Consider the following 19,849-nt stretch of genomic DNA (forward strand, 5'->3'; position numbering starts at 1 on the left):
TTATGTTTTTACTATTATAGACGTTTTGTGTTTTAGTTTGTTTTTGTGTGAATTACGCTAAAAAAATGCAGACCGGAGACACCTTTATCTCCAACCTGCATTTGTGTAATATATTCTTACAAATTATGTCTTTTCTATTTCAAATATCTCAATCTTTCAATATCCTCAGCCGTTCTGACAGTCAAATGTTCCACCAAATTTATAGCCTCTCCAATTTCCGTTATATTCACCCTTATTGACGCCATCTCATTAGTGATTTTTTTAATTTCATCAGAAACATTTTCATTTTCCACATTTAAAACAGGCTTATCTTCAATCATCTTAAAAATACGATCATATTCGGCATGAGTTTTCTCGATGTTTTCTATGGTATTTAACAAAGGTGCCAGTTTCTCATCAAGTTTCTCGTCCAGTTTTTTATCCAATATTTTAAATATTTCGCTTACCATCTTCATGATTTCATTTTCCATACAGTTTCCTCCTTCTTTGTCTTAACACATGTTGTTTTTTTATCTCTTTTTTGCATTTATTAGCTTCATAAGGTCTTCAAGCGTCATCGTATTGATCACGTCATCCGCCTCAAGCCAGCCCCTCCTGGCTTGCTTTATCCCAAGCCTCATAAGATTCAGCTCGCTAGTGATGTGGGCGTCCGTCGACAAGGCCACCATGACTCCCAGCTCCTTTGCCATCCTGCAGTGGATTTCATTGAGGTCAAGCCTGTCCGGCTGCATATTGAGCTCCATAACGCACCCACATTCTCTCGCAGCCTTCATGAGCCGCTCCATGTCAAGCTCGTACGGCTCGCGGTGGTCAATAAGCCTGCCTGTCGGGTGCGCCAGTATGGTGAAGTACGGATTGTCAATGGCACTTATTATCCTGTCTGTCTGCTTGGCTTTTGAAAGGTTGAACTTGTGGTGGACTGCGCATACTACCAGGTCAAGCCTGCTAAGAATGCTGTCCGGAAGATCGAGTGTCCCATCCTCAAGTATGTCCACCTCTATACTCTTTAGCACCCTTATTCCCTCGAGGCGCTCGTTGAGGAGGTCTATCTGCTCTAGCTGTTCCTCAAGCCTCTTGGGCGTTAGGCCCCTTGCTATCCTCAATCTTCTGGAATGGTCAGTTATGGCTATATATTCATAGCCCCGCTCCCTTGCTGCCAGTGCCATTTCCTCTATCGTGGCTCTTCCGTCTGAAGCCTTTGAATGCATGTGCAGGTCTCCCTTTATATCCTCAAGGCTTATAAGCTTCGGTAGCTTGCCCTTTTGCGCAGCCTCAATCTCCCCCGTGTTCTCCCTAAGCTCGGGAGGTATGAACTGCAAGTCCAGAAGAGAAAACACATCCTCCTCATTCTCACCCCCGATTCTTTCATCTCCCCTGAATATACCGTATTCGCTTATCTTGAGGCCCTTCCTTATAGCAAGCTGCCTCATGGCCACATTGTGCTCCTTTGAGCCTGTAAAATGATGGAGCGCCGATCCGGAGGATATCTCCGGAACAGCCCTCAAATCCACCTGCAATCCGAGCCTCAGAACAGCACTCGAGAGCGTATCTCCCTTTTCGAGCACCTGTTCGACATCCTCATACCCTGCGAATCTATCCATTACGTCCGAATCCCCGTCATGCACAACGAGTATATCTATGTCTCCCACAGTCTCTCTGCCTCTTCGAAAGCTACCGGCTATCTCGACCGATTTAACTCCTTTGCTTTTTTTGAGGTGGTCAATAAGAGGCATTACTATGCTCTCGGCTGTAGAGATCTTTATTCTTGGCTTTGCGCCTTTCTTGAGGTCCATGGCTTCAATCTCTTCGATTATCATCCTTTCAGTCTTTACATCAAAACCCCTTATCTGGCTGACCCTACCTTCCCTGGCCGCCTCCTCAAGTTCGCTGAGATTTTTTATGCCAAGCTTCTCGTAAAGCTCCCTCACCTTTACAAAGCCTATCCCTCTTAGCTTGAGTATCTCGAGCAGCCCTTCGGGAAACCTCTCCTTTATTTCCTCGAACTGATGCAGCCTGCCTGCGCCTGCAATCTCGACGAGCTTTTGCGAAAGCTCCTTGCCTATGCCGGGAAGCTGCGTAAGATCCTCTCCTAGCTCTACCATTTCTGATATGCTTCGAGGAAGGCTTGCAATGCTGTAGGATGCGTTCCTGTAAGCCCTTATCTTGTACCGGTTGGCCCCCTCAAGCTCAAGCATGTCGGCATAGTCACTGAGCAGCTTTGAAATATATGCGTTGTTTACAGCCATTGCCTCACCTCCACATGTCATAGCTGTTAGCCGATTCTTATACATCTCATTGACATAGATGAGTGCTGAAGCCCCGTGTAAATGAATTCCAGCCTGTCGCCTTCTTCCTGCATCCCTGCAATATAGAGCAGCGGCAGATAGTGGTCTCTTGTAGGCACTGCCAACTTTGCTGAATCGCCGGCATTCTTGTAATCGATAAGCGCCCTGTGATCATTGTTCTCCAGCGCCTTGGCGATATATGAATCAAAGTCAATAGTCCAGGCAAAAGGAGGAGCATCCATTTCACGGTTCATCTTCCAGAGATTGTGGACTATGTTGCCGCTTCCAATGACGAGTATCCCCTTATCCCTGAGTCCGCGCAGCTTTTTGCCCATGTTGTAATGGTATTCCTCGTCCTTGCCCATGTCAAGGCTCATCTCCACAACGGGAATGTCGGCCTTAGGATACATGTGCACGAGCACAGCCCAAGCCGCGTGGTCCATGCCCCATTTGTCGCTGCAGGTGACTCCCGCATCCCGCAGCTCCTCTTCTATGAGAGCGACAAAGCCCGCAGCTCCTGATGGGCTGTATTTGACCTGGTAGAGCTCATCTGGGAATCCGTAAAAATCGTATATCTGCCTTGGCCTGTCGGCGCAGGTTATATGAGTGCCCTGCGCCATCCAGTGCGCTGAAACCACAAGTATCGCCTCTGGTATAGGAATTGAATTTGCAACCTTCTTAAGCGCCGCTGTATATGAATTGTCCATTATCGCATTCATAGGATTTCCGTGACCTATAAAAAGCGCAGGCATTTTTGAACTCATGAAGAAGCCTCCTTTTGGGGTTAATCCTGTCCTGGTTCATTGTCTATGTGCATTCTCTTATTTTGTAGTCTAACTAGCTGCTGTTATATTAATATACCCTCTGCAAAAGTGCATAAAAACATTCCTTCCGAAGTAATTTTGAGCAACATATCACCCGTATTGTTCAAAAAATAAAAAAAAGCCTGCGCCTCAACTATGTCTCAGCAGACTTCTCCCCTGCAGCATTCATTTTACAATTCCCTTTCAAGTATCGGCAATGCTATTCCCACGAATGCCAGCATAGGCACAATAAACCATGCCATTTTTAGTGCAACCCGCAAGAGCACCTCTGTTGTTGTCATAACTTTACTCCCCCTCACTTGAACACATAATACGCAAAATTCCAGACATAACTGTCCCTAAAATGCTGTTTTGTGAAATATTTTATGCAAGTTGCTTTTAATGCGCCGTCCAAAGGGTATAATTTAATATTTAAGCGCAAAAAGCACCTGATGCGAATATTTCCCCCGCACAGATGCTTTTTTAACTCCATATTCTTGCACATTAACCATATGCATATTCAAAATTCAGATTGCACTTCTACCTTAAATAGCTTACCGTTCCTTTCCTTCTCGACGGGGCCTTCGTCGGTCTCGCCTTTTTGTAACCAACCGCCACTGCGTAGTAGGGCTTGTAGCCTTCAGGTATTTCCAGCTTCTCCTTGTACGCTTCCTTTTTGCTGCTCTCGAACAGGAACGTTACTATCCCGTTCCAGCAAGTGCCTATATCTATGGCCTCTGCGGCCAGAAGCATGTTCTGGGTTGCCGCCGCACAGTCTATCTGGGGCATCATCGACGCCTCCTCTCCCGAAACTACTATAAGCGTAGGCGCTCCGTAGAATATGTCAAGCTCCGGATTCGTTACCATTTTCAGTATCACATCGTCTAAATCAAATTCCTGCGCGGCCTCTTTCGCCTGCTCGCTCAGTTCCTTTATAAGCTCCTTGTTTTGAACAACCGTAAAATGCCACGACTGGTCATTATGCGCGCTGGGAGCATATATGCCGGCTTCGAGTATAAGCTCGAGCTCCTCATCCCTTATCTGATCCTCCATGAATCTCCTTATGGATCTTCTTGACTTTATGATATCTATGACCTTATTTTCCACGATTATCACTCCTTTTATGATGTTTTTGAACTATTCTACCTGTACTCTAAAAGATATCCAAAACAACCTTGTGCTAATCACCCTCAGGCTCCGCATCCAATCTGCACGGCCTTCCGTCGAAGCCAAATATTATCACTATGACCTGAATGAAAAGTGACGCGAGTGCTGCTATCAGGAAAAAATAATAAGCCTTGAGTCCTTCCGCGCCGAACTTGCTTAAAAACGCCCCGAATAAAGCGATTGCCGAACCCAGCGCCATGCAGGCTGCCGCCCAATAAAGCCTTCTGGATATGTAGCAAGCCGCCCAAAAACCCAAGGCGATTGCGCATATTATGAATATGCTTCCGTATGTAGATATCCTCTCGACCGTAAAAAAAGACTCGGACAAGACCATGTTTCTGCATTCCAAAAAATTTTCGATGCCCATCCTTCTCGATGAATAATACTCAAGCGCCCATGCCCCGCTAAAGAGCGCTCCCTGCAGCAAAAGCGCATAAAATGCAAACAGCTTCTTCATACCTTTGCCTCCTTCAAAATCATCTGCATATTTGTAATTTGTTTTTATATTTATTCATATTATACCAAAAAAGCCAAAAGATCTCTCAATAAAGAGTTCTTTTGGCCTATTAAAAAATAATTCTATTATACTATTTCACTTCTGCGCCTTATTTACCTGCCGGCTGGCTTAAGTGCAATTTCGTTACAGCTTTTATCTGTCTTTTTTTATGAATATTAACTCGATTGAGCCTTCAGGGCATTTTTTAATGCAGTCTCCGCATCTTATGCACTCCGGGCTGTTTGGCTGCAGCTGGGGCTTCACACCCATTTTACAGACGGCTTCGCATTTGCCGCAGCTTATGCACGAGCTCTTGTCTACCTCAAGTCTGCATAAGCTTATAGGATTGAATATGGCATATATGGCTCCAAGCGGGCATACGAACCTGCAAAACGGCCTGTATATGAAAACCGACGAAACTATTGTTGCAAGGAGCAGCAGACTCTTCCAGCCAAACAAACAGCCCGCAGCTCCTCGCAGCCCCTCGTTCATAAGCAGCAGAGGGATTCCCGCTTCCAGAGTGCCCGCCGGGCATATCCACTTGCAAAAATACGGAACGCTCATGCCTAGCTCGTCGCTCAGGACAAACGGCAACAGTATCACGAACACGGCCAGCACCGCATACTTTGCATACCTAAAATTGGACCACGAGCCTTTGACTGCAAACTTTCGGGATGGAATTCTGCTGAGCAGATCCTGCACTAGCCCGAAAGGGCACAGCCAGCCGCACACCAGCCTTCCCATCGCAAGACCCATAAGAGTCAGCAGCCCTAATATGTAGAACGAGAAATTATACTTGATGCTCCCCATTACTGCCTGAAGCGAGCCTATGGGGCACGAGCCCAGCGCTCCGGGACATGAATAGCAGTTTAACCCCGGCACGCAAAGCTTCTTCAGATCTCCCTTGTATATGCTTCCCTCGGCAAAGCCTTTAAGATAACCGTTTGATGCTATTGCCGAAATCATCTGTATGTATGTTCTTTTCAACTTATCCAATTCCTATGCACTCCAGACATATGTTTATAGCTTTTTTGAGCACTGTAGCCGTCTCGCCCCTAATTATCCCCGCTGCAGTCAGCAATATGCCGGCCAGCAGCACAGCTGCCCTTATCTGATTTAGTTTCATGCTGCCACCCCCGTCATATTATTTTAATGGCCAGGAAAGGCAACTTCCGCCACCTTATTCATGACAATTAGTCCCTGCTCCATAATTCATTATATCGCATGCATTGTAGTTTTGAACACGCTTGGGTATAATAATCATGATTGAAATATTCTTATAAAATAACACTTACTGATTCACTTCATCTATTTTAAAAAGGAGTGTGGCGGTGCATGGATACAACAGATTATATCAACTGGAAAAGCAAAACCGCCATTTTTCTAACAAGCCAGACACTCTCACTGTTTGGCTCTTCAATAGTCGGCTTTGCAATCATATGGCATATAGCGCTTGAAACCTCCTCTGGCACTGTTATGACGATAGCCATTCTCTGCACATTCCTGCCGCAAATATTCATTTCTCTGTTCGCCGGAGTCTGGGCTGACAGATACAGCCGCAAAATGCTCATAATGCTTTCGGATTCTTTCATAGCTCTCTCTACGCTCATTCTGGCTGTAATGTATGCAATGGGCATGAAGGCCCTGTGGCTCATATTTCTTATCTCCATAATCCGCTCAATCGGCTCAGGCGTACAAACACCTGCAGTTGGAGCTATATTGCCTCAAATCGTCCCTTCGGAAAAATTAATGAAGGTAAACGGAATACACAGCACCATAAGCTCCGTAATGATGCTCGCTTCTCCTGCTGTTGGCGGCGCGATACTTGGGCTTTGGGGCTTCAGCGCAGCTCTTTTTTTCGATGTTGTAACAGCGGCCATAGCCGTTGGCATAATGTCTTTACTGAGCATATCCGCATACCAAAGATCGGATGCGCAGGAAGAAGCCTCCACAATGTCCGACCTCAAAAACGGCCTGATATACTCTAGAAATCACGATCTGGTCAGGAATTTGCTTGTTTTCTACAGCCTGTTTTTCTTCTTTGTGACACCTGCCGCATTCCTGACGCCCGTGCTTGTGACGAGAAGCTTTGGAGCAGAGGTGTGGAAACTTACAGCCAATGAAATGGTCTGGAGCGCAGGATCAATACTCGGCGGACTCATCATAACAGTCTGGAGTGGATTCAAGAATAAAATACACACAATGGCAATCTCGTGCCTCGCATTTGGAATCACCTTCGTAATGCTCGGACTTGCGGCGGATTTTATCGTATATCTTATCGTCATGTTTGTTTCAGGCATTTTCCTGCCATTTTTCGCAACAGCGGAGACAGTTCTTATTCAGGAGAATGTTGCAGCTGATATGCTCGGCAGGGTTTTCTCAGTCATACAAATCATAGTGTCTGTAACAATGCCGCTGGGCATGCTCGTATTCGGACCGATGGCTGACTTAATCAAAATCCAGTATCTCCTCATTGCATCCGGCATTGTGCTGGCGATGCTTGGTCTTTACATTTACACAAACAAAAAAATCACCGGCTTGGACAATGATCCCGTATAGCCTCGAACGCAAAATGCGCCAACCTATTGACTCGGCTGGCGCATTTTTAATGCAGTGTCTCTGCTGTGTTTTTGATTGATGCCTTTAGTTGCCTTCGCTTTTTTGGCTTAGCATCCCTTGTATTATCTCCTTGTACTCCTCCATAGAGTGTGCCCCCACAACCGGAGCCCCCACAATGTTCCCCTCGCCGTCTACAAACACAGATGTAGGAAAGGCCTGTATGGAAATGAGAAGTCCGTTTATTATGGCCTCATCAGGCACAATATTAGTGAACTTAACGCCTTTTTCAGCTATAATAGCTCTTGCCGCCTCTTCGTTTTCAGCATCCGGAGTGTCTCCAATTATGCCTACAACTGCAACGCCCTGGTCCTTCATTTCCTCGCTTAGCTTTTGAAGCTCCGGCATCTCATATACGCAAGGCGGGCAGAAGGTGCCCCATATGTTCACCATTGTGAGTTTTTTGCCTTCAAATATCGTATTGTCCACATCGGAGCCGTTAATGTCCTTAGCCTGGAAGCTTGGCATCAGGCCCGGCATACCCGTGTCACTGGCCACCTCCTGCTGCGAGCTCTGCTCCTGCTGTGAACTGCCTTCATTTTCTTCTGCTGTCTTGCCGCATGCAGCCATTGTAAGCATGACTATAACAGACAGCATAAGCGCAAAATACCTCTTCATTCCAAATACCCCCCTACGGTTATAATAATACAATTATATACCATTCAGCCTGCTGAAAAACAAATATTTCTGCAGGTTTTTAAAAAAAATAGGACATGGCAAGATGGGTGTCTCGCATGTCCCGAAAAAAATATATTTGAGTTGAGTGTGGTCGAATTAAATGCAGCCATACAGGGTCGCATGCCTGCTGCACGACTGCTACTAAATTCTAACACCACACTCGCCGCCGGTACATATGTTTTGTTAAGTATTTTCTATTTTTATTTAATTTTATTAGCCTTTGTTAAGTTTATTGAATTTATATTAAGTGTTTTTTGTTTTTAATTAATAAAATTAGTGTTCAGGGGGCGCACACTTGTGCGTTTGCAGTCTGGTATTTTCCGACAGTAAAATTGCCGCAAAGCCACTTGGTGAGCATTGGCAAAAATTTCCACATCCACGGAATTTACTTCTGCAAACTGGAATTTACATTTTCATTTAAATCTATTTTTATTCTTAAAAAATCCCTAAAATCCAACCGAACACCTGTTTGTTTTATTGTATACCTTCTCCATTGCACGCATCAACCCTATTGTTTTGCGACATTATTCGATTTTTCGACATAATATTGCAAAATTTAGTATGTGTTAAAATCAATACTTTTAGGTATGTATACAATAATACATGTTTGAAGGGTGGAGATGAAATGGATTTTACAGAACTGCTACGACAGTTTACAAAGAGAGTTGAGAGCATGAAAGACTCTATTCTAACTGAAGAGGCAACCAAAACATCAATTATAATGCCTTTTTTCCAACTCATGGGTTATGATGTTTTTAATCCGACTGAATTCGTGCCTGAGTTTACAGCTGATGTCGGGATAAAAAAGGGTGAGAAGGTTGACTATGCGATACTTCAAGAAGGGCAGCCTTCAATTTTAATTGAGGCCAAGTGGATTGGGGAAAAACTCGAGAAACACGACTCTCAACTTTTTAGATACTTCGGGACAACAAACGCCAAATTCGCAATACTAACAAACGGAGCTGTTTATAAGTTTTATACAGACCTGGAAGAACCGAATAAAATGGATGAATCACCTTTCTTAGAAATAAACCTGCTGAACCTGAAGGAGCTTGATATATCAGAACTCAAGAAATTCCATAAGGAAAACTTCGACTTAAAAGAGATATTCGATACAGCCTCAGAACTCAAATATTCGAATTTAATAAAAAATTTCATGGCTGGTCAACTTATAGATCCATCGGATGATTATGTGCGTTTTGTACTTGGGAATATTTATGCTGGAGTAAAAACGCAAAATGTAGTGGACAAATTCAAGCCAGTAGTAAGAAAATCAATGAATCAGTACATAAATGAATTGATGAATGACAGAATAAAATCTGCTTTAGAAAAGAATTCCGTAGAAAACGAATCGCGACTCAAGCTTGGGCATGAAACGCTCAATTCCAACGATGATCCGGAATCTCCAGCATCCACGGAACAAAACGATATAGTTACAACTATGGAAGAACTGGAATCCTATTTCATAATCAAAGCTATTTTGCGAGAAAGCATAGATGCCGAAAGAATAACCTATAAGGATACATTGAGTTATTTCGGGATTCTTCTTGATGACAATACAAGAAAGTGGATATGCAGGATTTACTTTAAAGAAAATACAAGATACATAGTAATTCCTGATGAAAACCAAGCACAAAACAGATACGATTTTGAAAAAATAGATGAATTATATCAATTCAAAGATCACATCATCAAAAGAGTTGAGGCTTTATGCTAAACATAATCCAAAGAGCGGCAACGCTCTTTTTCTTTGCTTTCAATCAATAAGATAAATAATAAAATAAGTAAGAATAAATATTTATTGTATGAAAATTACATTAACCCTTGAATTAGTCAAAAATAGGATATAAAATATTGAGTAGTTGTAAAAATAGGTAATTGTACCTTTTAAAAATAAATTGTTTTCAGCGAAAAAGGCAAACTAGGCTAAAGACTAGGACGCAAAACTAAAGGGCCTGTAGAGTGTGTAAAATAAAGTGTGTATCTTCCTTGGAATTGATATAATCAAACTATCATTCAAGGAGGTATGCACTTTTTATATGGGGATTTTAAGTAAAGATCAAATAAGACAAATGATAAAGCATTACGGAATCAAGGATGCAAAGGACATCCATGAGGCTCTTAAGGACATGTTTTCAGAAACAATCCAGGAGATGCTTGAGGCTGAACTTGATGAGCACCTTGGATATTCAAAATATGACTATAAAAACAAGGAAACGACTAATAGCCGAAACGGCAAAAGAAGCAAGAAGATACTATCAGACCTTGGGGAGTTTGAAATCGAGGTGCCAAGAGATAGGGACGGTGATTTTGAGCCTGTGGTTGTAAAAAATCATCAAAGAAGCGTATCAGGAATAGAAGACCAAGTAATAGGAATGTATGCAAAGGGCATGACAACAAGAGACATAGCAGCTCAGCTAGAAAAGATATACGGGATAGATGCTTCTCCCACACTAATATCAAAGATAACAGATAAGATCCTTCCACTTGCTCAAGAATGGCAAAATCGGCCGCTAGAGCCGATTTATCCGATTATATTTATGGACGCGATACACTATAAAGTCAGGCAGGATGGCAAGGTTATCTGCAAGGCCGCATACGCAGTAATAGGAGTCAACATCGAGGGCAAAAAGGATGTACTTGGCCTTTGGATAGGGGAAAACGAGACAGCCAAGTACTGGCTGCAGGTTCTAAACGACTTGAAAAACAGGGGCGTAAAAGACATCCTTATAGCATCAATAGATGGGCTAAACGGCTTCTCTGATGCGATAAGAGCGGTTTTTCCAAACACGGACATACAAAGATGCATAGTCCATCAGATAAGAAACTCGCTAAGCTATGTATCATACAAGGACAGAAAAGCCTTCGCAAAAGAGCTCAAGGAAGTGTACTCGGCCATAAACGAGCAAACAGCCCTAATAGAGCTTGAAAAGCTCGAAGAAAAATGGGGTGAAAAATACTATATAAGCCTAAAATCATGGAGAAACAACTGGGATGAGCTTTCGGCTTATTTCAAGTATCCTGATGAAATCAGAAAAATAATCTACACGACAAACTCCATGGAGAGCTACAACAGGCAGCTTAGAAAAGTGACCAAAAGCAAGAGTATATTCCCAAGCGATGATTCTCTATTCAAGAGCCTGTACCTTGCAACGGCTGATATCACCCAGAAATGGTGTACAAAACTGCGAGACTGGCACCTGATTCTGGCCCAGTTAAGCATATATTTTGAAGACAGGATTAACCCGTATTTGTAAAAAAAAAGACCATTAAATGTTGGCACTCTAGTTATTTTCACCAAATGGAAAAATATTTAATTTAAGTAATAAAAAGCCTGGAAGGCTCATATTTAAAAGCTTTCCAGGCAACCAACCAATAAAACAATATATCTTTTTTAAGGAATCATACACATAATTATTGACAGACTCGGCCTGTAAAATGGCAGCCAGTTACCGCTTCAAAAGATTCCACATTCATATTTTTGCCGAAAACATGTCGGAGGTGTAATATATGTGTTTAGCTTAAAACGACTCCATCCCGCACTTGTTTTGGGCCTTTCTATTGCGTTTTGTTTATTATTCAGCGTATTTACATACAATTCTGGTGGCGCTATGACCCCATATCCTCATTTGTTCTATGCAGCTATAATTTTTGCTGCTATACATGGAGGTTGGAAAACAACTATATTCACTATATTTTTATCTTCTCTTCTAACTTCACATGTTGTCTTGCCATTAGATGTGAATCATCAGATTCCACAAAGTTTATCCATGAGTTTTTTCCGCGACTTTATGTTTGCCTTTGTAGGTATTGGGGTTAAATCCTCGCGTTCTTTTATAGTTTCAAAATATGTGCAGGCAAGCAAAGACCAAGAACAAATGTTTATTCAGATGCTTAAAATAGCAGAACTTAGGGATCCCGAAGTCACAGGACAACATTTGGAACGTACCGTGGCTTATGCTCAAATTCTCCTAAGAGATATGGATATGCCGAATAAAGAAAAGGAGCTCATAGCTACTTGTATTCCATTTCATGATATTGGAAAAATATCAATTCCTGATAGCATTCTACTTAAACCAGGTAAACTTACCTTTGACGAATTTGAGACTATAAAACACCACACAACCATCGGAAAACAAATTCTCGAAAATCTTGAGACTTCTATTGAAAACAGTCATATGAAAGAGTTTGTTGCTATGGCAAAAGAAATATGCCACTTTCACCATGAAAAAGTAGATGGCACCGGTTATCCCTTGGGCCTAAAAGGTGATGAAATACCTTTTTCGGCCAAAGTAACCGCCTTATGCGATGTCTACGATGCTTTGGCCACAGAAAGGCCTTACAAAGCGCCTTATCCCCACGAGGAATGCGTTAGAATCATTAAGGAAGGCCGTAATACTCACTTTGATTCTGAGCTTGTAGATAATTTTTTGAGGGTTGAAAAAGAATTTAATGAAATTTCTGAAAAACTAAGTCAATAAGAATATACAATTAAGAGCTTCGGCTCTTTTTTATTTTTGTCTTTTAACTTCCAGGCTTGAGGTATGGTTCCGTTGGCAAAAACGGCCCGTTGGCAAAAAAAACCGCCGACATTTGATATTTGCCGACGGTTTGCCAACGCACGATGTAAATTTAATAAGATTCGCTAAAATTTATTAAACTATGCCAAGTTATTCAAATTTCATGTTCAATCAAGCTATATCAAAGCATTCAAGCTATGGAAGCGTTGATTTTACTAACCGAAATATCTCTTTAGAAGCCCTGCAAAAGCCGCTCCGTGTCTTGCCTCATCCTTGCACATTTCATGCACTGTATCGTGTATTGCATCGTAGTTGAGCTGCTTCGCCTTTGTTGCAAGATCCTTCTTGCCCTGGCATGCGCCGTGCTCCGCGTCCACTCTCATCTGAAGGTTTTTCCTTGTGTCTGCTGCAACCACTTCACCAAGCAGCTCTGCAAACTTGGCTGCGTGCTCAGCCTCCTCGAAGGCTATTCTCTTGTAGGCCTCGGCTATTTCAGGGTATCCCTCTCTGTCAGCCTGTCTGCTCATTGCAAGATACATTCCAACCTCCGTGCACTCGCCCATGAAATTGTCCCTTAATCCCTGCACTACTTCCTCGTCTATTCCATCTATAACTCCTATTCTGTGCTCATCAGCCCAGACAATATCTTCGCCTTCAGCCTTATGTATGAACTTGTCGCTTCCAACGCCACACAGTGGACATTTTTCAGGTGCTGCTTCCCCTTCGTGAACATATCCGCATACTGTACAAACAAATTTTTTCATTATTCAATTTCCTCCTTGATATTAAATATTATTAGATATAAAACATAGTGTTTTGTGGGTGTATGTAATCATTGCTTTTTTGTAATGATTACAGTTATATATTATTCTCTCCCCGAGATTTTGTCAACATGTTTTGTGAATTTTTTTTCTATTAGCATAATCACCTTAAATGCAACTGAGAAAAGACCTTCCAACATGCTATGAAAAGGTCTTTTCTCAGTTTGCTCCATATATATTTATATTGAAATCCAAGATTGTGTCCTTATCGAATATAACTATCTAGACATTACACATACTCCAAAAGCTCCTTTATGCCCTCAATCTTTACTGAGTCTTCGTAATCCACGTTAATTCCGAAACTTCTGAGATTAAAGCTTTCTGCAAGCTTCATGTCATTTACTGAGTCGCCAACCAGGAACGACTCCTTCATATTTATTTCTGGATACTTAGAAAGCGCATCTTTTATCATGCCGGGCTTTGGCTTGATGCAACCGCAGCCTTCGTGCCTCCCGTGAGGGCAGTAGAAAATATCCTTTACCTGCACGCCTTCTTTTCCGAGTATCTCAAGAAACTTAGCGGTGTATTCATCATAGTCCACCTGAGTATAGTTGTATTCAGGCTCGCCCAGCAGATACTGGTTTGTGAGTATTATTATAGAGTAGCCTCTTTTAATTATCTCCTGCATTGTTTCTATTGCTCCCTCGAGTATCTCCGGCTCCCTTACATTCTGCCACTCCTCGTCCGGATAGGATTTTACTATTGTGCCGTCCCTGTCCATGAATGCTATTTTCATATATTAAATATCCGTTGCCAAAACCTTATAAAACTCTACAAAGCTTTGTTTAATTCCCTGTTCATCCTGTCCCATTTTGCGATAAAGCATGCTACTTTGGTTTGGTGTAATTTTCACTATCGCATTCGTTGCTTGGTGAGCATGATTGCTTCTGATATTTGCTAGTCGCCTGTGAAGGAATCTAATCTCTCTTTCAAGTTTTATAATGTTACATGTTTTGGCGAACTTAACCCCCTTTTTGTTTTTTAGGTATTTGCAAGATACCCTACGCTGTAACCTGCGTAGCCTTTTTTCTTTGATACATTGAATACACTCTTTGTTGCTTCTTTCAGAGTCTCATTAGTGTCCAGCTTTATGTCCACACCCCCTTATCTAACCTATTTCCATAAAACAGCAAAGAAAATTGAATAGTAAAAAGCCCGGAATACTTTTATTTAAAATTTTCCAGGCAATAAGCTAATAAAATTCTACATTTTTTCCAATGAATCATATATATCATTATTGGTAAACTCAAGCATCTTTTTTAAAAAATCATAAGCTGCATTTGCTTCTAAAGGCTTACTAAAGTAGTATCCTTGAATATTATCACAGCCGATATTTCTAAGATATTCAACTTGTTCAAGTGTTTCTACCCCTTCAGCGATAAGGTCTTTATTAAATTCAGTTGCTATTATTGAAATTATATTTACCATTTTTATTTTATCAGAATCATTAGGTATTCCATCAATAAATGATTTGTCTATCTTTATGATGTCGGGATTTATTTTGTTTATATAGGATAATGAGGAATACCCCACACCAAAATCATCTAGCGATATATTAATCCCTGATTTTTGAAATTCTTTTAGAGCGGAAATCATGAGCTTTTCATTCTTAAGTATAGCTGTTTCCGTTATTTCTATTGCAATCCATTCGGGCCTAATACCTGTTTTGTGAATTATATCCATTATAGAATTATAGAAATTACTTTTTAGGAATTGTATTGCCGAAAAATTTACAGATACATTAGGATTTATCCAGCCTTGTTCACTCCATTTTTTCACTTGTTTACAAACTTCAGCGAAAACCCATTCACCTAGCGTAATGATGAGTCCGTTTTCTTCAGCTGCGCTTATAAAATCCGATGGTTGAATATATCCTAATAAAGGATGATTCCAGCGCATGAGAGCCTCAAAACCAATTAATTTACCGGAGGTTGCATTAATCTGTGGTTGGTAGTGAATGCTCAAGCCCTCATTATTTTTAAGTGCAAGCTGAAGATCATTCATTAGAGAAAAAATCTTTTCGCTTTGGTGTCTCATTTCATCCACATAAAAAACACATTTTGTATTTATTTCTGATTTGGACCGTGTTAAAGCGATAGCAGCATTTTTCATAAGTTGCTCTATAGTACTGCCGTCATTTGGATAAATAGCACATCCAATACTAAGAGATACAAAAAGCGTATATTTGTCTAGTATAATTGGTTGTTCGAAAGATTGCTGAATACATCGGATTACATTTGCAATATTTTCATATTCCAAGTATGCGTTTTCTAGAGGAATTATCATTGCAAACTCATCTCCGCCAAACCTTGTTACTGTTATGTTCGAAGACACAGATCCTAATAGTTTTTTTGCAACAGCCTGTATAAGCTTGTCGCCTAAAATATGTCCCAAGTGATCGTTTATGAATTTGAATTTTTTCATGTCCAGAAATAGCAATCCAAAGGAAGTACCTATAGTGGAGATTTTTTCATTTAGAATTTTTTCGAGTTCCCTTCTGTTCCCAATGCCTGTGACACTATCTGTATATGCCATATGCTCCATTTTTTTTTCTGCTATTTTCAACTGCGATATATCTCTTAAACTTGCTATTATTCCATTTATACTGGGATTGGACTTAAGATTTCTAAATGAAATTTCCAAGTCAATATATTTTCCTGTCGAATGTAAAACCCTACATTGCATTTTATGTCTTAATTTTGAGTCTGTACAAATTTTCAAGAATATTTCAATAGCCATTTTTCTGTCATCTGGATGAAGCAGCTTATAGAAATTTCGACCTATTAATTCACAGGGCTTCCTACCTATAATTTCCATTGATGAAGGACTGACATACCGCACCATGTTGTCTGTATCCATAATTATAAATATTTCGCTTGAATCTCCAATAAGTCTTTTGAATCTCTCTTCGTTTTGAGCCAGTGTGTAGCTTAATTTTTCATTTTCTGTTTTTATATCTGTTATATCTGAACCAACAGATTGGAATTCAATTATATTTTTATTGGTATCAAAAAATGCCCTGTCGGTCCATCTTTGCCAAGCTATATAGCCATCACTATTAATAGTTTTATGCTCGTATGTAATAATATCGTTTTCAACTGTAAATGACGCGATATATTCTCGGATTTTTTCGTGCTCACTTTCGGGTACCAGCGTAAGAAAGCTCTGCCCCAAGAGTTCATTTCTTGATTTGCCAAAATTATCACAGTAAGTCTGATTTACATATGTTAAGGTAGTATCCGGAAGGAATTTACATATCATCTCACTGCTTCCTTCGACTATATCTATGTACTGCTGATTGCTTATTATAAACTTATTTTTATTCTCAACTAATTCAACGTTGTCTATTGCCATGCAGACGATGTAATCTATATTTTCTCCATTGAATACTGGAGTTTTGATTATTTCAAAAGATTTCATCTTGCCTTTCCCGTCTGCTACAAGTTCAGTTTGAATGAATGTCTTTTTAGAATTTATTACTTCTTCACTGCTTTTTATGCATTGTATAGCTACATCCTTATTGAAAATTTCTTCGATTAATTTTCCTTCAACATCCTTTTTTGTAAGTCCGATATAATTTAAATGTGCCTTATTTGCACCGTAATATCTATTGTCTGTAGAAATTAACCACACTTGTAAATTCAATTTTTCTATAAAATATAAGTGAAGTCTAATTCTGTCTATCCTATCGATGTTTGAAAACATTGTTAATCCTCCTAATATACAAAACCATAAAACATACAGAGAACATTGTAGCATAAAAAACTATATGATAAATGTTTTTTTATGCAAATCACATTTATCGCTTTAGTTAGTTAAATTATTAATTTGGATGTGAAAATATGTAATTACATGCTACAATAAACATGGTTTAAATTAAATGAATTTTTAATAAAAAATGAATCCTAGGTCTATAGAAATATTCCTGTTTGAAAAATTAAAAGAGATAAAGGCAAAATCATCGAAAGATGATGACGCAAAGCCACGAGTCTAAGTCTATATGAAAAGATATGATCGTCGGGTTGCCTATGCTTGTGTATTCTTTTTGATGTGTATTTTATCAAAGCTTAAACATGGGAGGTGACTTAGAAGTCATCTCCTTATTATTTTCAGAAAAAAATGAACTATCAAAAAAATGGGCAGACAACTTGATTGACCTTGTAATGTAAGTTTTTCTAAGGGTAATCAAAAAGGAGGGGCAGCAGTGATAGTCAAAGCGCAGAGCGAAGAAGAAGCTCGATTGTTTGTAAAGAATGCTTATGGGCGTGTAGATAGTGAATTTAGGTTGAAGGTCGTTAAGGAACCGTATAGTAATTTCTTGGGATTTATAAAAAGAAAAGGGCTATATAAGATAGAAGTAGAGAAAGTGCAAATAGAGACCCAGGAAAATACTCATTTGCAAAACTGGGAAAAATATTATGGGTATGCGGAAATTATAAATGGAAATGTCAAAGTAACTATACCTGGTGGAATTAGAAAATATCCATCATTAAAAGCTGATGATCCTAATATAGATGTTTTTGTAAATGGAGAGAAGATTGTCGGAAGTATAATATTGACTGAAAATGACAAAATAGAACTTAAACCTAAGGTAATAGATCCGGTCACCAGATTGGAAGTCGATATTTCAGATGATGGAATGGAAGCCACTTTGAAAATACATAAAGAAAAGGGCAAGAAATTTTACATAAAAGATTCTGCTGGAGAAAATAATCTGGTGATTTGTTCTGATTTTGAAGAGATAGAGGCTGAAAAAGCAACTATAGACCATTGCATTAGAATTTTAAATGATTCCAGAATAAAATTGGATATTATAGATATCGAAGCCGTAAACAAATTAATCGATTTACCGGATGGCGGTTCTATTGTTGTTGCAAGAGGCAAGGCTCCTTGTGATGGAATCAATGCAGAAATTCAGTATTTTTTTGAAGAATCAGATTTTGAAAATGAAAAACCCGTACAAATTGGAGATGTGTTGGCGTTTAAGCTGAGACCGTCATTAAATGCCAAAAATGGAATTAGCGTTACAGGCGAATTGACTCATGGCAATGAGCCCGAAGAACAATCTTTTTCTGTCGGTAAAGGAGCCGTACTTCTAGAGAATGACACCAAGATTGTTGCATGTACAGATGGCACGCCTAGAATAATAGATGGAAAAATATGCGTTGTGCCACTACTAGTTATTGCCAGTGATGTTGATAGTAATACAGGCAACATTAAGTTTGATGGTGATTTGCTTATTAAGGGAAATGTAATGGATAACATGGAAGTCAATGCAAAAGGAAAAATAAAAACACTTGGTTCGGTTTACAATTCCAAGGTCATTTCGGATAGGGATATCACTATCTGTGGAAAAGTGATAGGCGGGAAATTGGTAGCAGGTAAAAATATGGCTAACCATCTAATCAGTGTTTCGGTAGTTGAAGATTCCCTAGTAGTTATAAATGACATCATTAAGCGGGTTGATTTATTTATTAAAAAAGATATTAGTATGGCCGCCAGAGTGGTATATTCTGAGCAGGAGGCCATACTAAAATACATCAAAAAAATAGAGAAAGTATTGTCCGAAATGGATGAAGATGATAAAGATACATCATTTACTATGCTATGCAATATTAAAAATTGCTTATTAGAAATTAGTGAACTGAATACAAAAAACATAGACAAACTGAAAGTCATTTATAAAAAAATAGTACAATACATTGATAACATGCAATCTATGTATGAAGCAAGAATAGAATTACAGTATGCCCAAAATTCAAATATATACTCTAGTGGCAACATTACAGTTATAGGAGATGGAAGCTACCAATCAAATCTGATTGCAAAATACAACATCTTATACAACAATCCTAAAAGTAGCGTGAAAGGCGGTATGTTGATTGCGGGAAAAAGAATATGCGCTGGAAAAATAGGTTCAAAAATAGGAATGTCTACATATTGCAGAATTTTGGATAAATACGGGAAAGTAGATGGCCATTATTATAATGGAACAATTATCAACATTCATGGTAATATCCGAATGTTTGAATAGAAGTATTTAATGCAGGCAAGTATATTTACTCACAAACTTTTGTTGTGCTGGTATGGCAAGAACTCTAGTCGGTGAAGTATTCAAAAAAACACAACGGTATATTAAAGTCGTTTTATTTGTTTTTGCTATAAAAATCAAATTTGCAAGTTGTTTGATTCTTATATGCGCTTTTTATCATAAAACTATACAATATAAAGTCCTTGATTTTGATATGCTCCCCTTATGGTAGACAGATAAAAAACAAAACTGTTTATCATAGGGGGAGTTTTGTTTTGGTATATATTTACACTTAAAAGCTGCCCCTGATTAACGAATAAAATTGACCACCTGCGATGACTAAAGGATCCTGTTTCCATACCAGATATGGAGGGAGGATGAATCGAGGTGAAGGATGTGCAAGACTGGATAGCAGTAAAACGGCTATTCAAA

16 protein-coding genes, 1 pseudogene and 1 riboswitch are annotated in these 19,849 nt (G+C 39.8%); of the genes and pseudogenes, 5 read left to right on the plus strand and 12 right to left on the minus strand.

Annotated elements, in window-relative coordinates; genetic code table 11:
* Positions 1-134 precede the first annotated feature (134 nt).
* From EAL2_RS14550 to EAL2_RS15620, 7 genes are all read right to left on the minus strand, one after another.
* Positions 135-470, minus strand: a complete 336-nt coding sequence (locus EAL2_RS14550; protein WP_025437085.1) for a hypothetical protein — start codon at positions 468-470, stop codon at positions 135-137.
* A gap of 39 nt (positions 471-509) precedes the next feature.
* Positions 510-2,246 (minus strand): DNA polymerase/3'-5' exonuclease PolX, encoded by a 1,737-nt coding sequence (gene polX / locus EAL2_RS14555; RefSeq protein WP_025437086.1) that lies wholly within the window; start codon positions 2,244-2,246, stop codon positions 510-512.
* A 26-nt stretch (positions 2,247-2,272) separates the two neighbouring features.
* On the minus strand, positions 2,273-3,049 hold the full coding sequence (gene ygiD, locus EAL2_RS14560; RefSeq protein ID WP_025437087.1) for a 4,5-DOPA-extradiol-dioxygenase: 777 nt from the start codon (positions 3,047-3,049) through the stop codon (positions 2,273-2,275).
* 579 nt (positions 3,050-3,628) lie between these two features.
* Complete coding sequence (locus EAL2_RS14565; protein ID WP_025437088.1) at positions 3,629-4,195, minus strand: nitroreductase family protein; 567 nt, start codon at positions 4,193-4,195, stop codon at positions 3,629-3,631.
* Between the two features lie 73 nt (positions 4,196-4,268).
* A complete protein-coding gene (locus tag EAL2_RS14570; protein WP_025437089.1) occupies positions 4,269-4,712 on the minus strand; it encodes a hypothetical protein in 444 nt (147 codons plus the stop codon).
* A 192-nt stretch (positions 4,713-4,904) separates the two neighbouring features.
* Entirely contained in the window at positions 4,905-5,747 is an 843-nt protein-coding gene (locus tag EAL2_RS14575) for a 4Fe-4S binding protein (protein ID WP_025437090.1), read from the minus strand.
* The gene (locus tag EAL2_RS15620) at positions 5,740-5,877 is read right to left on the minus strand and encodes a CD1871A family CXXC motif-containing protein (protein ID WP_168023683.1); all 138 of its coding nucleotides are present in this window, start codon (positions 5,875-5,877) and stop codon (positions 5,740-5,742) included. Before EAL2_RS15620 ends, EAL2_RS14575 begins: the two co-directional genes overlap by 8 nt.
* Positions 5,878-6,086: 209 nt before the next feature.
* Between EAL2_RS15620 and EAL2_RS14580 the strand changes: the two genes are divergently transcribed.
* Complete coding sequence (locus EAL2_RS14580; protein ID WP_025437091.1) at positions 6,087-7,310, plus strand: MFS transporter; 1,224 nt, start codon at positions 6,087-6,089, stop codon at positions 7,308-7,310.
* An 84-nt stretch (positions 7,311-7,394) separates the two neighbouring features.
* Here the strand turns inward: EAL2_RS14580 and EAL2_RS14585 are convergent, their stop codons facing one another.
* On the minus strand, positions 7,395-7,985 hold the full coding sequence (locus tag EAL2_RS14585) for a TlpA family protein disulfide reductase (protein ID WP_025437092.1): 591 nt from the start codon (positions 7,983-7,985) through the stop codon (positions 7,395-7,397).
* Between the two features lie 685 nt (positions 7,986-8,670).
* Here EAL2_RS14585 and EAL2_RS14590 point away from each other — a divergent pair.
* From EAL2_RS14590 to EAL2_RS14600, 3 genes are all read left to right on the plus strand, one after another.
* Positions 8,671-9,762, plus strand: coding sequence for a type I restriction endonuclease (locus EAL2_RS14590; protein WP_025437093.1), 1,092 nt, complete (start codon positions 8,671-8,673; stop codon positions 9,760-9,762).
* Positions 9,763-10,084: 322 nt separating this feature from the next.
* Positions 10,085-11,302: an IS256 family transposase gene (locus EAL2_RS14595; protein ID WP_025434602.1), complete on the plus strand. Its 1,218-nt coding sequence runs from the start codon at positions 10,085-10,087 to the stop codon at positions 11,300-11,302.
* Positions 11,303-11,557: 255 nt separating this feature from the next.
* Complete coding sequence (locus EAL2_RS14600; RefSeq protein WP_025437094.1) at positions 11,558-12,526, plus strand: HD-GYP domain-containing protein; 969 nt, start codon at positions 11,558-11,560, stop codon at positions 12,524-12,526.
* Between the two features lie 254 nt (positions 12,527-12,780).
* Here the strand turns inward: EAL2_RS14600 and EAL2_RS14605 are convergent, their stop codons facing one another.
* The 4 genes and pseudogenes from EAL2_RS14605 to EAL2_RS14615 all read right to left on the minus strand — a co-directional run bounded on the left by EAL2_RS14605 (position 12,781) and on the right by EAL2_RS14615 (position 17,091).
* Positions 12,781-13,329, minus strand: a complete 549-nt coding sequence (locus EAL2_RS14605; RefSeq protein WP_025437095.1) for an NADH peroxidase — start codon at positions 13,327-13,329, stop codon at positions 12,781-12,783.
* A 286-nt stretch (positions 13,330-13,615) separates the two neighbouring features.
* Complete coding sequence (locus EAL2_RS14610; RefSeq protein ID WP_025437096.1) at positions 13,616-14,122, minus strand: HAD-IIIA family hydrolase; 507 nt, start codon at positions 14,120-14,122, stop codon at positions 13,616-13,618.
* Positions 14,123-14,221: 99 nt separating this feature from the next.
* Positions 14,222-14,416, minus strand: a pseudogene (locus tag EAL2_RS15765) (RNA-guided endonuclease InsQ/TnpB family protein); the annotation flags it as partial.
* 173 nt (positions 14,417-14,589) lie between these two features.
* On the minus strand, positions 14,590-17,091 hold the full coding sequence (locus EAL2_RS14615) for a sensor domain-containing protein (protein WP_025437097.1): 2,502 nt from the start codon (positions 17,089-17,091) through the stop codon (positions 14,590-14,592).
* 236 nt (positions 17,092-17,327) lie between these two features.
* Positions 17,328-17,416, plus strand: a riboswitch (cyclic di-GMP riboswitch).
* Positions 17,417-17,590: 174 nt separating this feature from the next.
* Between EAL2_RS14615 and EAL2_RS14620 the strand changes: the two genes are divergently transcribed.
* Complete coding sequence (locus EAL2_RS14620) at positions 17,591-19,420, plus strand: FapA family protein (protein ID WP_025437098.1); 1,830 nt, start codon at positions 17,591-17,593, stop codon at positions 19,418-19,420.
* Positions 19,421-19,849 lie beyond the last annotated feature (429 nt).

It is taken from the genome of Peptoclostridium acidaminophilum DSM 3953, assembly GCF_000597865.1.
Lineage (GTDB): Bacteria > Bacillota > Clostridia > Peptostreptococcales > Peptostreptococcaceae > Peptoclostridium_A > Peptoclostridium_A acidaminophilum.

Excerpts from the sequence above, each read along its gene's own strand:
- EAL2_RS14550 (WP_025437085.1), bottom strand. The coding sequence starts at position 470 with ATGGAAAATGAAATCATGAAGATGGTAAGCGAAATATTTAAAATATTG.
- polX (WP_025437086.1), bottom strand. The coding sequence starts at position 2,246 with ATGGCTGTAAACAACGCATATATTTCAAAGCTGCTCAGTGACTATGCC.
- ygiD (WP_025437087.1), bottom strand. The coding sequence starts at position 3,049 with ATGAGTTCAAAAATGCCTGCGCTTTTTATAGGTCACGGAAATCCTATG.
- EAL2_RS14570 (WP_025437089.1), bottom strand. The coding sequence starts at position 4,712 with ATGAAGAAGCTGTTTGCATTTTATGCGCTTTTGCTGCAGGGAGCGCTC.
- EAL2_RS15620 (WP_168023683.1), bottom strand. The coding sequence starts at position 5,877 with ATGAAACTAAATCAGATAAGGGCAGCTGTGCTGCTGGCCGGCATATTG.
- EAL2_RS14580 (WP_025437091.1), top strand. The coding sequence starts at position 6,087 with ATGGATACAACAGATTATATCAACTGGAAAAGCAAAACCGCCATTTTT.
- EAL2_RS14585 (WP_025437092.1), bottom strand. The coding sequence starts at position 7,985 with ATGAAGAGGTATTTTGCGCTTATGCTGTCTGTTATAGTCATGCTTACA.
- EAL2_RS14590 (WP_025437093.1), top strand. The coding sequence starts at position 8,671 with ATGGATTTTACAGAACTGCTACGACAGTTTACAAAGAGAGTTGAGAGC.
- EAL2_RS14595 (WP_025434602.1), top strand. The coding sequence starts at position 10,085 with ATGGGGATTTTAAGTAAAGATCAAATAAGACAAATGATAAAGCATTAC.
- EAL2_RS14605 (WP_025437095.1), bottom strand. The coding sequence starts at position 13,329 with ATGAAAAAATTTGTTTGTACAGTATGCGGATATGTTCACGAAGGGGAA.
- EAL2_RS14610 (WP_025437096.1), bottom strand. The coding sequence starts at position 14,122 with ATGAAAATAGCATTCATGGACAGGGACGGCACAATAGTAAAATCCTAT.
- EAL2_RS14615 (WP_025437097.1), bottom strand. The coding sequence starts at position 17,091 with ATGTTTTCAAACATCGATAGGATAGACAGAATTAGACTTCACTTATAT.